This is a genomic window from Mammaliicoccus sciuri (assembly GCF_025561425.1).
GTDB lineage: Bacteria > Bacillota > Bacilli > Staphylococcales > Staphylococcaceae > Mammaliicoccus > Mammaliicoccus sciuri_A.
This window is the reverse complement of sequence record NZ_CP094824.1, coordinates 376,654-393,239: the sequence shown is the minus strand read 5'-3', so window position 1 is coordinate 393,239 and position 16,586 is coordinate 376,654. Positions and strand designations below refer to the sequence as shown.

Annotated in this window: 10 protein-coding genes and 3 pseudogenes; 1 reads left to right on the top strand and 12 read right to left on the bottom strand. The window is 32.6% G+C overall.

All coding sequences use genetic code 11. The features are described from left to right. Nucleotides 1-13: 13 nt before the first annotated feature. A protein-coding gene (locus MUA60_RS01800; RefSeq protein WP_262649365.1) for an IS3 family transposase occupies nucleotides 14-1,566 on the top strand; the annotation gives its coding sequence in 2 pieces (ribosomal slippage) (nucleotides 14-688 and nucleotides 691-1,566; 1,551 coding nt in all). 76 nt (nucleotides 1,567-1,642) lie between these two features. Here MUA60_RS01800 and MUA60_RS01795 read toward each other — a convergent pair. The 12 genes and pseudogenes from MUA60_RS01795 to MUA60_RS01745 form a co-directional block, all read right to left on the bottom strand. Continuing rightward, nucleotides 1,643-3,643 carry a CocE/NonD family hydrolase gene (locus tag MUA60_RS01795; protein ID WP_262649363.1) on the bottom strand — a complete coding sequence of 667 codons (2,001 nt, stop codon included), beginning with the start codon at nucleotides 3,641-3,643 and terminating at the stop codon, nucleotides 1,643-1,645. A 94-nt stretch (nucleotides 3,644-3,737) separates the two neighbouring features. Continuing rightward, a complete protein-coding gene (locus tag MUA60_RS01790) occupies nucleotides 3,738-5,501 on the bottom strand; it encodes an ABC transporter ATP-binding protein (RefSeq protein ID WP_262649361.1) in 1,764 nt (587 codons plus the stop codon). Further along, nucleotides 5,485-7,275 (bottom strand): ABC transporter transmembrane domain-containing protein, encoded by a 1,791-nt coding sequence (locus MUA60_RS01785; RefSeq protein ID WP_262649359.1) that lies wholly within the window; start codon nucleotides 7,273-7,275, stop codon nucleotides 5,485-5,487. The genes MUA60_RS01790 and MUA60_RS01785 overlap by 17 nt, the downstream gene beginning before the upstream one ends. Nucleotides 7,276-7,820: 545 nt before the next feature. Then, on the bottom strand, nucleotides 7,821-8,447 hold the full coding sequence (locus MUA60_RS01780; RefSeq protein ID WP_262649358.1) for a LysE family translocator: 627 nt from the start codon (nucleotides 8,445-8,447) through the stop codon (nucleotides 7,821-7,823). Nucleotides 8,448-8,515: 68 nt separating this feature from the next. Continuing rightward, nucleotides 8,516-9,322, bottom strand: a complete 807-nt coding sequence (locus MUA60_RS01775; protein ID WP_262649356.1) for a glutamate racemase — start codon at nucleotides 9,320-9,322, stop codon at nucleotides 8,516-8,518. Nucleotides 9,323-9,337: 15 nt separating this feature from the next. Next, on the bottom strand, nucleotides 9,338-9,733 hold the full coding sequence (locus tag MUA60_RS01770) for an acyl-CoA thioesterase (protein ID WP_262649354.1): 396 nt from the start codon (nucleotides 9,731-9,733) through the stop codon (nucleotides 9,338-9,340). A gap of 96 nt (nucleotides 9,734-9,829) precedes the next feature. Next, entirely contained in the window at nucleotides 9,830-11,434 is a 1,605-nt protein-coding gene (locus MUA60_RS01765) for a poly(glycerol-phosphate) alpha-glucosyltransferase (protein ID WP_262649353.1), read from the bottom strand. 141 nt (nucleotides 11,435-11,575) lie between these two features. After that, nucleotides 11,576-12,670 (bottom strand): LPXTG cell wall anchor domain-containing protein, encoded by a 1,095-nt coding sequence (locus MUA60_RS01760; RefSeq protein WP_262649352.1) that lies wholly within the window; start codon nucleotides 12,668-12,670, stop codon nucleotides 11,576-11,578. Between the two features lie 42 nt (nucleotides 12,671-12,712). Further along, a pseudogene (locus MUA60_RS15510) lies at nucleotides 12,713-12,880 on the bottom strand (SdrD B-like domain-containing protein); the annotation flags it as partial. Nucleotides 12,881-12,934: 54 nt separating this feature from the next. Next, nucleotides 12,935-13,876 (bottom strand): fibrinogen-binding adhesin SdrG C-terminal domain-containing protein, encoded by a 942-nt coding sequence (locus MUA60_RS01755; RefSeq protein WP_262649350.1) that lies wholly within the window; start codon nucleotides 13,874-13,876, stop codon nucleotides 12,935-12,937. A 316-nt stretch (nucleotides 13,877-14,192) separates the two neighbouring features. Further along, nucleotides 14,193-14,769: pseudogene (locus tag MUA60_RS15590) on the bottom strand (YSIRK-type signal peptide-containing protein); the annotation flags it as partial. Between the two features lie 281 nt (nucleotides 14,770-15,050). Next, nucleotides 15,051-16,482: pseudogene (locus MUA60_RS01745) on the bottom strand (6-phospho-beta-glucosidase). Between the last annotated feature and the right edge of the window lie 104 nt (nucleotides 16,483-16,586).

Below are 16,586 nucleotides of genomic sequence, written 5' to 3'. Positions count from 1 at the left end.
AGGGGGTATTTTTATGTATAAAACTAGACTACCTGTTAAACTGTATCAGGAAATCTTCGATTTGCATGAAAAGGGTTATTCCTTTCAAAATATAATTGATAAGTTAAATTTAGATATTAGTGATAGTGTGATTCGATTTAAATATAAAGTGTATAAGCAACATGGTATAACAGCACTTATAAATAAGAATCGAAATAAAATCTATACACGCGAATTTAAAGAAAAAGTTGTTAAAGAATATCTAGAGACTAATAAGACGTATTCAGATCTAGCAGCCTATTACAATATTTCACATCATGCTACTTTAAAAAATTGGGTGGAAAAGTATACTGAAGGAAAGGAAAATAAATCTTATTTTCCATATCTGGAGGTAGACACTATGAATACTAGAAAAACAACATTTGAAGAGAGAATTGAAATAGCTAAATATTGTATTGAAAATAATAGAGACTTTAATAAGACAGCTGAAAAGTACCAAGTTAACTATTCACAAGTCTATAATTGGGTAAAAAAGTATGAAAAACATGGTGATATTGGTTTAGTAGATGGTAGAGGTAAAGGAAAACCAGTTGAAGCTTTAACTAGAGAAGAAGAACTTGAATTAAAAATAAAAGCACTTGAACAAAGAAATAAATTTCTCCAAATGGAGAATGAGGTATTAAAAAAGCAGGAAGAAATAGAGAGGCAGTTGATGAATCGAAAATCAAGCAAATAGCAGCATACAAGACAATCGAAGCATTAAAAGATAAGTATCCAATCAAATGGATATGCGCCGCACTTGAAATATCGAGAGCAAGTTATTATAAATGGAAAAACAGAGAGGTTTCAGAATCTGAAAGATTCAATAACGAATTAAAAGATGAGATTTTCAGGATTTATCATGAACATGATGGCATATATGGATATCGAAGAATTTATATTTATCTGAGATTATATACTAAATTCCAGGTTAATCATAAACGCGTATATAGAATTATGAAGAAGTATGGATTAAAAGCTGTCATTAGAAAAAAGAGAAGGCAATATAAACTTAGTAAGCCAGAAATCACTTCTCAAAATATCCTAAACAGAAAATTTACAACAAGTAAAGTTAATAAGGTCTGGTTAACAGATGTGACAGAATTTAAATTGAAAAATGGATCTAAAGTGTATTTAAGCGCTATTTATGATTTAGGTGCTAAGAAAGTCATCAGCCATGTAGTCTCATCTCAAAACAATAATAAGCTTGTATACGATACCTTTAACAAAGCCATAATTAAAAGAAATACCGAAGGCATTATATTTCATAGCGACAGAGGATTCCAATATACGAGTGTTCTATTTAGAGAGATGATTAAAAATGCTTCTATGAAGCAAAGCATGTCTCGTGTAGGTAGATGTATTGATAATGGTCCTATGGAAGGCTTTTGGGGGTTACTCAAATCAGAGGTATTCAAAGACAAATCTCAAACATTCAATGATATAAAACACGCCACAAAGCAAATAAATGAATATATAAAATTTTATAATTCTAAAAGAATTTCATTAAAAATGGCTGCGCTTATAAAAGCACAGCCAACATATTGATTACTTTTTTTAGTGTCTACTTGACAGGGTTATGTTCAAAGTCTTCGTGCGCGATTCTCCAATTCAAATTTCATCTTCAAGTAAAATCTCGTTCTATTTTCTTTTTCCATGTTTTTGAGAAGCATTGTTCGCCTTCGTTATAAGCTATGACTTTATTATATAAGTAATAATAGTCTTCATCACATGTCATCGTACTAAATGTCTCTACTTCCGTATCTATATCATCATCTTTAACAATTACTTTCCAATCACATTGAACTTTGGCTGATAATGGATCGTCTTCTTTAATTGTGTAGACATTTAAATTCTCTGTTCCATATGTAATATGGCTGTCTTTTAACGTTCTCAACCCTTCATCTGAATAATCTCTTAATTCCCATTTATTTGTCGTTAACCGCTTCGTGATATCCCTCGTTCGAGACCCTTCTCTATGAATGATTTTTTCTAGAGGCTGTGCAGTTTCTGATAAAGGATAGTCTAATTGAATTTCTTCAAAATGATCAACTAAAGGTAATATCAATTGCGAATACTCTAAATCCACTTTTATATTTGCTATCTCTTTGCTCGGCCAAATTTGTGGCCAATATGTAGGTGAGATAGACACTTCTATTTTATGTCCTACTGGTATTTGATAGCCTATAACATCTAAAGGTACTTCTGCATTGATATATTCGTTCATTGGAAGTGTCTCTGGCGTTTCATGACTCTTATAGTGATTTAGATTCAGCTGACCTTTCGTAATCAATGTCTTCTTGCCGTTAGGATGCACGTCAGAAATACGCACATGGATATTGCCATATTCACGATCAGATTTAACATGGAGCTTTGCGACAGGTTGTCCAATGATATTCATAGTTTCACCATACGTCTCAAGCATAAATGAACATGCTAAAGCATTATCGATTGTTTGGTCATCTGATAAGTCCCCTTCTTGGCCAAAAGGACAGAACACGCCTGAATAAAGACCATGTTGTTGATTATTTTTCAACGTGATTTCTTGCGTCATACTACTAAAAATATCTTTCGACTTAATGTCTTCTTTTAATAAATCTAACCATTTACCTTCTCGATAGTCGTATGAAGTTTGTGGTTCTACACTATCTTGAACATAAACAAGAAATTCATCTTTATGGTTAAAATGTTCATTCGGTTCCATCCATTTATCTAACCATGCAACAACTTCTTGTAAATATCCAAATTGAGGTCCAGGAATTGCGACATCTGGAAATTCATGTGCCCAAGGTCCTATAATACCCTTCTTTGGAACATTCAAATGACGCATTAAACGAAACACAGCATTTGTATAGCCGTCTGCCCAACCACTCATCGTTAATACTGGTATGGTAATGTTTGAATAGTCTTCATTGATAGAACCATGCTTCCAATAATCATCTCTTCTTTGATGACTAACCCATTCTTCCAAAAATGGTGGTGTATGTTCTAAACGTTCAAGCCAGTTTTCATACCATTTATCACCGAAATATTTCGGAAAAGCTGGTCGTGCATTATATGCAAACATCGTAGAAGCCCACCAAAGCATATCAGAAGCCATAAGCGTTCCGCCTTTATAATGAACGTCATCCGCGTATCGATCATCCGTTGAACATAATGAGATAATGGTCTTCAATGCTTCTGGTTGTCTCGCAGCAACTTGTAATCCGTTAAATCCTCCCCACGATTTACCGATTATTGCTACTGAACCATTTGACCACTCTTGGTTTGTTATCCATTCTATAATGTCCAATGCATCGTCTTGTTCTTGTAATGGATATTCGTCTTCGATAATACCTTCAGAATCCCCAGTTCCCCTTATATCAACTCGAATAGCAGTATACCCAAACCCTGCAAAATACTTATGTCTAATTTCATCCCGTAAAGCTGTAAATTCATCTTTTCTATATGGTAAATATTCTAATACCGCACCTTTAGTCTTTGAGTCGGTCTTAGGTTGCCAGATTTTAGCTGATAATTTCGTACCATCTTGCATCGTTATCCAAGTATGATGAATCACTTCGATTTCATATGGAAATTGTGTTCGCTCAGTTATTTTATTATAGTCTACATCAAAAACACCCATGTAAAATCCTCCTCTAGTTATCTATTACTGCTTATTATACATAATTACATATACAAAAACTGACCAGACACTTTCGTCTGATCAGTTCATACTATTATCCATTTTGAAGTAAATACATTTTGTGATAAATACCGTCTTGTTTAATCAACTCGTCATGTGTACCTCTTTCAACGATTTCACCTTTATTCAATACGACGATTTGATCAGCATCTTGAATAGTTGATAGTCTATGCGCAATCGCTAAAGTTGTTCTGCCTTTTCTCATTTTTTCTAAAGATGCTTGAATTTGCGCTTCTGTTTCTGAATCGATATTAGCAGTCGCTTCATCCAGTATTAATATTTTTGGATCACTTGCGATCGTTCTTGCAAATGCTAACAATTGTCTTTCTCCACTTGAAAATGCACTACCTTTTTCGATTACTTTATGTTCATATTTCCCAGGTAATTTATTGATAAATTGATCTGCATTTACAAATTCAGCCGCTTCTTTCACTTTTTCAAAAGTCATCGTCGGATGATACAATTTTATATTCGATGTAATCGTTCCGTAGAAAATAAATGCATCTTGAAGCACAAGTCCAATATTAGATTTCAGTTCTTTTTTCGGTATTTGCTTAATCGATTGTTGATCGATTAGTATTTCACCTTGTTCAAATTCATAAAATCTCATAAACAAGTTAATGATTGAACTTTTCCCAGAACCTGTATGCCCAACAAGTGCAACTGTTTCACCTGGATTTGCGGTGAATGATATATTTTTTAATACATCTGTTTTGCCATCATAACTAAACGTTCCATCTTTAAATTCAATTTTGCCGTCAGTAATATGAAAATCTTGACGCTCTTGTTGCGCGGGCTCAAGCATATCATTATCGATCAGTTTAAATACACGACTCGCTGATACGAGTGCTTGTTGAAGTACGTTTAAATTTTGACTGACTTGGTTAATCGGTTCAAAGAAACGTTCCATATATTGTACAAATGCAAATACAACACCTGCTGTAATGCCACCTGAAAAGCTCAATATACCGAAGTAGCTTAATATCATAATAACAGCAAATACTGAAATCATACTGATTGCCGGTCTGAGTAGTAAACCATCGATTTTGACTGTCTTCATATTAAACTCATAGTGCTCATCGTTAATGTCATTAAATTCTTTTTGCAGTCTCTTTTCTTGATTAAATACTTGAATAATTCTCATACCTTCGATAGATTCAGCTAACTTCGCATTTAAATCTGATAAAAGCTGTCTCGCTTGGGAAAAGTATATCGCAGAATATTTTCTATAAAGTGCTAATATGACAACTATAATAGGTACAAATACAAGTGCCATTAAAGCTAATTTAAAATCTAAAATAAACATCATGACATAACTTGAAATAACCATAAATAATGCCATTAAAAATGAAGAAAATACACCGATAAACATTTCTACAATAGCCTCAGTATCATTCGTTAACCTTGATACTATACTGCCACCTGGCTCTTTATCAAAATAGCGCATGCCTAATTGGCCAATTTTATCAAAAGCATCAATTCTTAATTGTTGAATCACTTTAAAAGCTAAATATTGAAATAAGTATACATTCCAATAGGTTGTTACAGCACCAATGATTTGAACGACAAAGAATATGACAATCAATAATGTCATATCAGATTCTGGAAATACACGTGGCGTTAAATAATCATCGATAAATACTTTTACCAAATAAGGTGTTGCGACACTTGCAACTGTCGAAATCGTCAGCATCAAGAAAGCAAGTGCAATGATACCTTTAAAGGGGAACGTATATTTAATTAATCTTTTGAGTACATCAAACTGATCTTTGGCAGTTAAATTATGATTTTGTGCCATCGTTGTAGCCCCCCTTTGCCAATTCATCTAGACTACTCGCAAGCTTTTCATGCAACGCTTGTGATTGATACGTGTCATAATACCAACCCTTAAGATTCATCAACTCTTGATGTGTACCGCGTTCAATGATTGTGCCTTCATCCATCACGATAATCATATCGGCATGACTGACAGCACTCATTCTATGAGCTGTTATAATATTCGTCTTACCTTGTCTGACATTCTGCATATTTTCAAGTATATGTTCTTCAGTTTCTGCATCTACTGCTGATAATGAATCATCTAATATCAGTACAGGGGGATTCATAATTAATGCTCTTGCGATAGAAATCCTTTGCTTCTGACCGCCTGATAATGAAACACCTCTCTCACCGACAACTGTATTGTAGCCTTCAGGAAAGCTTAATATATCTTGGTGAATATAACTAATATTACTCGCGTTATGAATGATGTCATCATCGATAGTCGGATCGCTAAAGGCAATGTTATTTCTTATTGAAGTCGAGAATAAAAAATGGTCTTGAGGGACATAACCAAATTGCGCTCTTAAATGGCGAATATTAAAATAACTTAATGGATGATGACCATATATCATTTCATCCGCTTCTTTCGTATCAAATTCGCGTAATAATAGACGAATGATTGCACTTTTACCTGACCCTGTTCGACCAACAATACCTAATGTTGTACCTTTTTCAATCGTGAAATGAATGTCATGTAATGCCACTTTATCATCGTTTGGAAATTTAAAGGATTTAATGTCAACATGAATATCCCCTTCAGGAATCATATCCGTCTTAACTTCTGTATCGACATCGTTTGGAACATTGGTAATTTCATTAATTCTTTCATATGAAGCATGACCTCTTTGAACAATGTTAAAGAATAATCCAAGTGCGAGTAGTGGCCAAACCATCATCCCTAAATAAGTTGTAAATGTAACAAGTTGTCCAATTGTAATATCATCTTGAATCACCATTCTTGCGCCAAAGAATATCGCTAAAAAATAACTCACACCAATTACTGACATAATGGTTGGATCAAACAACGCATCAATTTTAGAAACTTTTAAATTTTTGTACACCACATCATCACTTAGTTGCTTAAAATCTGCTTGATCGTCTTTTTCATAACCAAATGTCTTTGTAACTTTTATCCCAGCAATACTCTCTTGAGTCTTATCATTCAACTGACTAAACGCAGCTTGTGCCTTTTTGAAACCGCGGTTAAGCAATTTACCATAATAACTCGTTAATATAATCATAATAGGAAGTGGAATCATCACAATTAAAGTTAAACGCCAATCAACAGTAATCGCCATAGTAATCAGAACAGCTCCACCTGACATCAGTGAATCCGCAATTGTCAGAACGCCGCCACCTGCAGTGTTCTGAACAGCTCTAATATCATTGGTAGCATGTGCCATTAAATCGCCAGTACGTCTTTCTTGGAAAAAAGAAGGACTCATCGACGTATATTTATGATACAGTCGCTCTCTTAATATCTTTCCTAACCTCATACTCGCCCCGAATATCATAATACGCCAGTAGTAACGAAATACATATGTTAATACAGCAGCAAGAAATAAAATGATGAGATAAATAAGAAGCGTCTTTCCCGTTAAAGTATTAAAGCTAATACCATCAATCACTCGACCGATAATTTGTGGAGGCAACAAATCAATTAGTGCTACAAGTAATAATATGAGAATGCCAAAAATATAATTTTTCCTTTCTTGTTTAATAAACCAGCCCAATTTTGCAAATACCTTCATAATCGTCCACACTCCCCTTATATCTACACATTTAAAATTTTAGCACAAAACAATCATCTGAAAATTGAAAGTTCATAATTTTCATACATTTATATGAAAATCATCCGAATGGCGTATACGGGAATTTTGTAGATGAGGGAGATTGGGAGGTGTGGGGTACTGGAGTTTTAGGGTTCGGCGGATGTATGTTGCTTGTTTGGGCAGTCTTGCAATATTCAGAACTCCAACATTTCTAGTCACGTCCCACTTGCAATATTCAGACCTCCAATGTTGCTAGTCACGCTCCACTTGCAATATTCGACACCTCTATTTATCTTGTTTGGTCAATCTTGATAAATACAACGCCTCTATTTATCTTGTTTAGCCAGTCTTGATAAATTCAGACCTCCTATTTATCTTGTTTGCTCAGTCTTGATAAATACAGCGCCTCTATTTATCTTGTTTAGCCAGTCTTGATAAATTCAGCGTCACTTCATTCATCCCACTATTCCCCAATAAAAAAATGGCCGGGACATCATTCAATGTCCCGCGCCATTTTCACTTCTTTATGATTTTGTACCAAATAGACTTATTCCTAATATGACAAATACTGCTCCACTTATTTTATTGATAATTTTTTCTGCTACGATATTATCTCTTAATTTTGTTGTTAAACTACTTGAAAAGATCACAATGATAAATGATGTTATCGCACCCATTACTGCGAAAATACTGCCCAATATTAAAAATGGTATTGGACCGTACTGATTATCCACTGAAATAAACTGTGGAATAAAGGAAATAAAGAATAGTGCTACCTTAGGATTCGTAACGTTCGTGATCACGCCTTGTAATAATAATTTTCTACGAGATTGATACACAGTCTTCTTTATTGAGATTGAAGATTGTTTACTTATAAACATTTGTATACCTAAATAAATTAAATATACTGCTCCGATAATTTTAATAATTGTGAACAAGACAACGGAAGTTTGTAAAATAACAGACAACCCTATTCCTGACAGTACAGTATGAACAACTGCACCAACCGAAACACCTAATGCTGAATATATACCTGCATCTCTACCTTGTGAAATACTTCTATTTAGTATAAACATCATATCAATACCAGGTGTGATACAGATGATAAGCACTGTGATTAAAAACAGTTGAAAAGATACGATATCAAACATCATTTACCCCCTTTAAATTAATCGTTAAGATATACTAACATATAATCTAAAGTTGTAAAATGAAAATTTTAGTTTATCTCGACTTTTTCAATGTCTAAGCTTATATTTAACTTTTCAAGTATTGATTCAAAACCTTCTATAGTATAGTCATCATTTTCAGTTACTAATGTCTTAATCGTTCCATGACCGTTGGAAGTATGTGATTCTGCTTGTTCAATAATAGTTTGAGCAGGGTCAATAAACATGATATGTGGATATAACTCTTTAAAATAACTATACAACCACGGTAAATGTGTAGATGATAATGTAAATATATCGATTTCTTCATGTTGATCTAAAATATCATCCATAAAATTCTTCACAGTCATTAAAGTACGATATTTATCGGATATAAATGATCCGTCTTCAACTAATTCAACTAATGAAGAAGCATTAAATTGATATACATTTCTTGAAGAAACTTCATTTTTTATAAATTCATTTAATGCATCACTTTCAATTAAAGATTGAACACCTAAAATACCTATTTGTTTACTAGAAGATTTCTCTAACGCTTCTTTCACCGGTGGAACTACACCTATGATTTCAGTATCAAAGTTATCTTTCATGTCATTTAAAATAGTAATCGTTGGTACATTAGATGCGACGATAATTAAACGTGGATTCCACTTTTCTAAATAATGAATGGTTTCCTTAATTACAGTTTCTAATTCATGGATAGATTTTTGACCATAAGGAAACTGATTGCGATCTGCCAGATATATGATGTCTAGATTTGGGTATGTCTTTTTTAACAATTCTACAATTGAATAACTGCCAATTCCCGCATCAAAAACAGCAATAGGTTGCAATAACGTGTCTTGATTATTTGTCATATATGCCATCCTAACTTAAATTTCTAAAAATACTTTCGGTGTTTGTGCTATTTTCTCATCTACCACGTTATAAAATCCACCTTTTTGATATCCCGTACAATGCACTTTATCTTCTGTAGCAATTTCGAATTCAAGTTCCCACTTCATTCTACTCGCTTTAACTAACCAACATCTACCGACTGGTTTATCATGAATCGTCAATGGTACTTTATAGTCTGCCTCAGTTCTCATCAATATTGGTGATATGTTAAATTTCATCATTTCTGAGTAAGTCATATATTGGTTGATAAAAGCAGTTCTTAAATCTTCAAACCATCTTACATACACAATATTACTCACAATGCCCATAGCATCAATATCATAAACATTAACTTCGATTTCTTTTTCAGCGACTAATTTTCTCTCTTGCATTAAAAAGACTCCTTCGTACATCATTTTTTATTATTTCAAGATAACTTTATACATATTATCACTTAAAGTCATTCATTAAATCAACCTTTAGCAATACTAGGAATCTTTAAATACTTTTTGGTATTGAACATACCCTGATAAATAGTGTTCAATATCATCTATTCTTACTCTATAGCCATGATGTTTAATGAAGAATGAATTCACAATGCGTGCTGGATTTTTAAAGTACATTGCAATTTCAGGATAAAAGTAGCCTGTTCTTTCATAATCAGCTCTTATATGTATTGTCTTAATGAATTTTTCTTCATCTAAATAAGTTTCAACAAGATCAGCATAGCCAGTACTCTTAGCTTTTTCAACTAAGTGATAAGTCGCCATTAACATTTCTAAAAATGTTGGGAATGTCGTTTCCCTTTGTTGCATATAATCTAAATAACTCGATACGTTCTGAATGCCAAATTTATAATATTTCTCTTGTGGATCAATTTGTACTAATTCATTTATACAATATCCTAACCAGTGATCATGATACTTCCAATATTTTTTCTCTATAAACATTTCAAATAACATTTTGACTGTATTCAACCATTCTTCATTATGATCAATTTGGTAAAGTCTTAATAACGCTAAAGCAGCTTCACCATCATAATATACAATTCTGAATTGTTCTTTTATCGTTAAATCAGGATAATTTAATACGTGAATCGTTTGTTGTTGATCATCAATCATCGACAATATCCCTTTAGCAACTTTCTGTGCAGCTTCTAAATATCGAGCATTATCAGGTACATGTTTTAAATATTCACAAATCGCGAAGATAAATGCAGCGTTTTGACCTAATTTTATTTCATTCATACCTTCTGTATCATCAAATATATATCCCGCGGCATCAACTTCATATAAATAATGTTTTATTAAATAATCAATCGCCTTTTCTACAATTGTGACATCTTCATTTAAATAACTCAGACCTTCTATTAATGCATATGTCGAAGATGAATGACGTAAGTTGTTATAGAAGCCTATTTCATTATCAAAATGTGGAAAATAACCGTAAATATACTTTCCGTTATCTTGAATTTGATCTTTCAAAAAGTGTGTACTTGTTTTAATTAATCGATCAATTTCTTCATTAAGATTATCTATTTTTCTTAGACCTTTACGATATCCTTTTTCTTCTAATTCAATAAGTTGATTTTCTTCAAAGAAATAACTTTTCGTGTAGAACTTATAAACAGATTCGTTTTCATAGTTACGATGTGTGAAATATTTTCTTATTCTTTTGTATTTTTTAATATAGTTGTTAATGTTCTTCTCAGACATGAAAAGCTCTTTACTATTAGGTTCTGGTCTTATAAATGCATTGGTATTAATTTCTTCAGGTAAGAATGCTAACTCCCAATTATTATCTAATGAAAAGCCATATTCTACATAATTTCTACGTGTATGAGTTAAATCATGCTTTAATTGTTCATATTTAATTTTTTCAATTGATGTAACGAAATCTATTTTAACCCATTCAGCATTTTTACCAGTATTTTTTCGAAATGATTCGATATATTTTTTAATATTTCGTTCAGCATTATGAGCTTTAAACATTTTTACTATAGCCTTTTGGGAAGGATGACCAACACTAACAAATATTTTTTCTACATCAGAATTACTATTGAATAAATTCTTTAGTTGATTAGATATCTCCATACATTACATACCTTTCTGTATTAACTTTTATAAAAATAAGCCTAAATCTGTTTTATTAATGAAAATTATGACACTACCCTAAAAATCATAGAGGCCGGGACAAAAAATTTGCCCCAGCCATAAAATTACATTTATATAATTCTAGTTATTTTCTTTGTTGTCTTTTTTGCGACGACCAAGTAAGAATAATGATCCAATTCCAGCAAATAAACCGCCGAATAAAGCAGCGTTATTTATTGGTTGTTCACCAGTGTCTGGTAATTTCTTATCATTATTTGATTTATCATGATCATCTGTAGTTGCAGCTTTTGCAATGCCGTTTCCATCATTGTTGTTTGAATCAGTTGAACCCATTCCCATATCTGAGTCAGAGTCTGAATCGCTATCTGCATCTGAGTCACTGTCCGCGTCTGAGTCAGAGTCCGCATCTGAATCAGAATCCGCATCTGAATCAGAATCCGCATCTGAGTCGCTATCTGCGTCTGAACCACTGTCTGCGTCTGAATCGCTGTCCGCATCTGAGTCAGAGTCATCTAATTCATAATAACCTTTATCGACACTCATGTTATCTGCGTCATCAATTGTTGCTTTTGTGATTCTTGTATTCGAATCTGTTTCTTCATTTTCACCTTGTTCTGTTGGCGTTTCTTCGAAACCTTCTGGTGTTATAAATTCAACTTCATAGTTCCCATTCTCTAATCCATCAAATTCGTAATAACCTGTTTCATCTGTTTTTGTTCTACCTATTTCTTTACCATTTTCATCTCGTAAAATTACTTCTACATTTGAAATTGGTTTCTCATTTTCATCTGTTCCTTGTACACCATCTCGGTCAATATCATGCCATACATAATTACCTAATTTATATGTCGGCTTATAATAACCTTTATCAACACTCATGTTATCTGCGCCATCAATTGTTGTTTTTGTGATTCTTGTATTTGAATCTGTTTCTTCATTTTCACCTTGTTCTGTTGGTGTTTCTTCGAAACCTTCTGGTGTTATAAATTCAACTTCATAGTTCCCATTCTCTAATCCATCAAATTCGTAATAACCTGTTTCATCTGTTTTTGTTCTACCTATTTCTTTACCATTTTCATCTCGTAAAATTACTTCTACATTTGAAATTGGTTTCTCATTTTCATCTGTTCCTTGTACACCATCTCGGTCAATATCATGCCATACATAATTACCTAATTTATATGTCGGCTTATAATAACCTTTATCAACACTCATGTTATCTGCGCCATCAATTGTTGCTTTTGTGATTCTTGTATTTGAATCTGTTTCTTCATTTTCACCTTGTTCTGTTGGCGTTTCTTCGAAACCTTCTGGTGTTATAAATTCAACTTCATAGTTCCCATTCTCTAATCCATCAAATTCGTAATAACCTGTTTCATCTGTTTTTGTTCTACCTATTTCTTTACCATTTTCGTCTCGTAAAATTACTTCTACATTTGAAATTGGTTTCTCATTTTCATCTGTTCCTTGTACACCATCTCAGTCAATATCATGCCATACATAATTACCTAATTTATATTTCTGTCTATTATCTCCATCTGCTCCACCATCACCAGTGCGAATTATGTTCTCATTATCCCAATAGTAAGATTTCCTTTTTACACCATAAATGTCACTATTTGTTTCAGTTACTCTTGTCTTCACGTTTTCTCCGCTATCATCATACTGACCATCTACAGTTATAATGTAAGTTTCATTGATATCACCAAAATTAAATGTGATAGTGTTATCACCATTATCATAGATATATGGTAAAACACCATTAGTAACATCAATATAATTAGAGCTATTAGGATCAATATAATAACTGTCAGTTACTTTTGCACCATCAGCTAATTTATACACTTTAAATTTAGTAACATCTTTATTTAGAACTGTACTACTTGTATTAGGATCATTATGATAACCCTGCAAAGTCACAATTGTGTCTCTTAAATTGTTATTTTTTGAATTCACATATATAGTTTGTTTATATGTTCGTTCTCCTGAAGCATTATCTATTTTTGTAATAAACGACGAAACATTTGCTCCATCTTTACCTGGAAGTCCCATCGACGGATTACCATAATCAATATCTATATTAGAATTAAATTTTTGATTAGCTATATCAAATTGAACATCATAGTTCCCTGAATAAGGAGTGATTTTTCTATCAGTCCATAGTGGTAACTCAAAAAATCCGTTAATATTTTCTTTATCATTTACATAATTAGTGAAAATATACCTACCATTTTTAGAAAGTACATTATATTCGCCTTTTGCAACAATATCTCCATTTGCATTTTTAATATCAACTAATTTCATAGAATTATCAGTTTTTGAATAGTCAATATCTCCGTCAACTGTTAAATTTTCAGGAATAACAAATGTAAAATAATCACCTTCTTTAACTGTACCATCAACCCTGAATTTGCTACTCATTTTTGAATATCCAGAATTGTTAGGATGTAAAGTGTTATTATCAAATCTAAATTCTTCAACCTTAATTTGATCATTAACGTCTTCATCAGAAACTGATGTTAATTTTTTAAAATTATCATTGTTAGTTTCTTTTATTTCTACTTTATTTGTGTCTTCAACTGTTGATGCTTCTTCTATTGCTGCTTTGTTTGTTTCTTCAGCTGCTGGCGCTTCTTCTGTTTCTACTTTGTTTGTTTCTTCAGCTTTTGGCGCTTCTTCTGTTACTGTTTTTTCTGTTTCTTCAGCTTTTGGCGCTTCTTTTGTTTCTACTTTGTTTCTTCAGCTTTTGGCGCTTCTTCTGTTTCTACTTTGTTTGTTTCTTCAACTGTTGGCGCTTCTTCTGTTTCTACTTTGTTTGTTTCTTCAGCTTTTGGCGCTTCTTCTGTTTCTACTTTGTTTGTTTCTTCAGCTGTTGGTGCTTCTTCTGTTTCCACTTTTTCTGTTTCTTCAGCTGTTGGCGCTTCTTCTGTTTCCACTTTTTCTGTTTCTTCAGCTGTTGGCGCTTCTTCTGTTTCCACTTTTTCTGTTTCTTCAGCTGTTGGCGCTTCTTCTGTTTGTTCTTCTTTAGCGACATCTTGTTCATTAGTTGCAATTTCTTCTGTGCTCTCTTGATCTACAATTTGTTTTTCTATAGCCTATTCAGATTGACCATCATCATTTAAATTATTTGGCTGTGATTGTACAGAATTATTTTGTTGTTCATCCGCTTTTGCTTCTTCACCTATCCCGAAAAGTAAAGTAGCTCCGACTAAAATAGAAGCAGTTCCTACTGTAAATTTTCTAATAGAATACTTATTAAGTCTATTAGGGATAAAGTCTAATTTTCCCTTACTTGATCTCGGCTTTTTCTTCATTCTACATTCCTCCTATGCTTTATCATTTTCTATTGATAAGTTTTTTAATTTATAGAGCACTTATCAAGTGTAATTATACTTTTTGAATTTAAATAAAACAATATTTAAATTTAAAAGAAAATATCAATAAATATATTTTGCGTTGTATAACGTTGTTTAATACAACATATATTTTTCTTATAAATTTAAGAAAGAACATATTTACAAAAATTCCTGATTACAACATAAAAAAATCTCTTGTCATTTAATATGACAAGAGATTAATTCGTTAAAGCATTGTATTATTTAAGTTCTTCACCATTTGTATAGATAACATTTTTATACCAATAGAATGAGTTCTTTTTAGTACGTTTTAATGTTCCTTTTCCTGCATTATCACGATCTACGTGAATTAAACCATATCGTTTTTTCATTTCACCTGTTGTAAATGATACGATATCAATTATGCCCCACGGTGTGTAACTCATTAGTTCAACACCGTCTTCATCAACCGCTTCTATAGAGGCTTGAATATGTTCTCTCAAGTAATCGATTCTTTCTTGGTCATCTATCGTACCGTCTTCTTTAAATTCATCAGTTGTACCGAAGCCATTTTCAACGATAAATAATGGTAACTGATAGCGATTGTACAGCGCATTTAAAGTATATCGTAAACCAATTGGATCTATCGCCCAACCCCATTGGCTGACTTTAATGTATGGATTCTCTACTGAATTTGGTAATCCACCATTCACAACATTACCATCAACACTTTGTTCTGCATCATGTTTAACGACTGTAGACATATAATAACTGAATCCGATATAATCTACCGTACCATTTTTCAAGATTTCATCGTCGCCTTCTTGCCACTTAATATCGTAACCTTTTTTCTCGAACATTTTTAATGCATAACCTGGGTAATATCCTCTTACTTGAACATCTGGGAAGAAATATCTCAAACGACTGGCAATTTCCGCTTCTAAAATATCTTTAGGATTACATGAATATGGATAAATAGGTACGTGAGAAATCATATTCCCAATTACAAAGTTTGGATTAATTTCTTTACCTTTTGATACAGCAAGTGCACTTGCGATTAATTCGTTATGCGCAACTTGATATAGCACTTCTTCAGCATCATCTTCTTCTGTTAAAGTGACACCAGAATTCGTCCATAAGAAAATAGGATTACTCGTATCCATTTGGTTATTAATGTCATCCAATATTTCACTTTGTCTTTATAACGATTGAATATAGTTTCAGCAAAACGAACGAAAAAGTCTACAACTTTACGATTTCTAAAACCACCATATTCTCGTGCTAAATGTAACGACATTTCAAAATGAGATAACGTTAATACTGGTTCAATGTTATATTTTAAAAGCTCATCAATAACATTATCATAGAACTTTAGAGCTTCTTCATTAGTCTCAGTTTCATCACCATTTGGAAAAATACGCGTCCATGCGATAGATGTTCTTAAACACTTTAATCCCATTTCATTGAACAAACCAATATCCTCTTTATATCTATTATAAAAATCAATACCTTCATGGTTAGTATAATATTTGTCCGCTTCAATCTTTTCAGTAATTTCACGTGCTTTACCATGCTCACCAGCAGTCATCACATCGTGAACACTTAACCCTTTACCACCTTGATCATATCCACCTTCGAATTGATTAGCAGCTAAAGCGCCCCCCATAAAAAGTCTTTGTTTAATTTAGCCATACGATTACCTCCGGATATTTTGTACACACTTACATTATAATTATACCGATACAATTTGTAAAGATGGATGTACATTTAGTTGGTGTTATTAATTTAACAAGTGC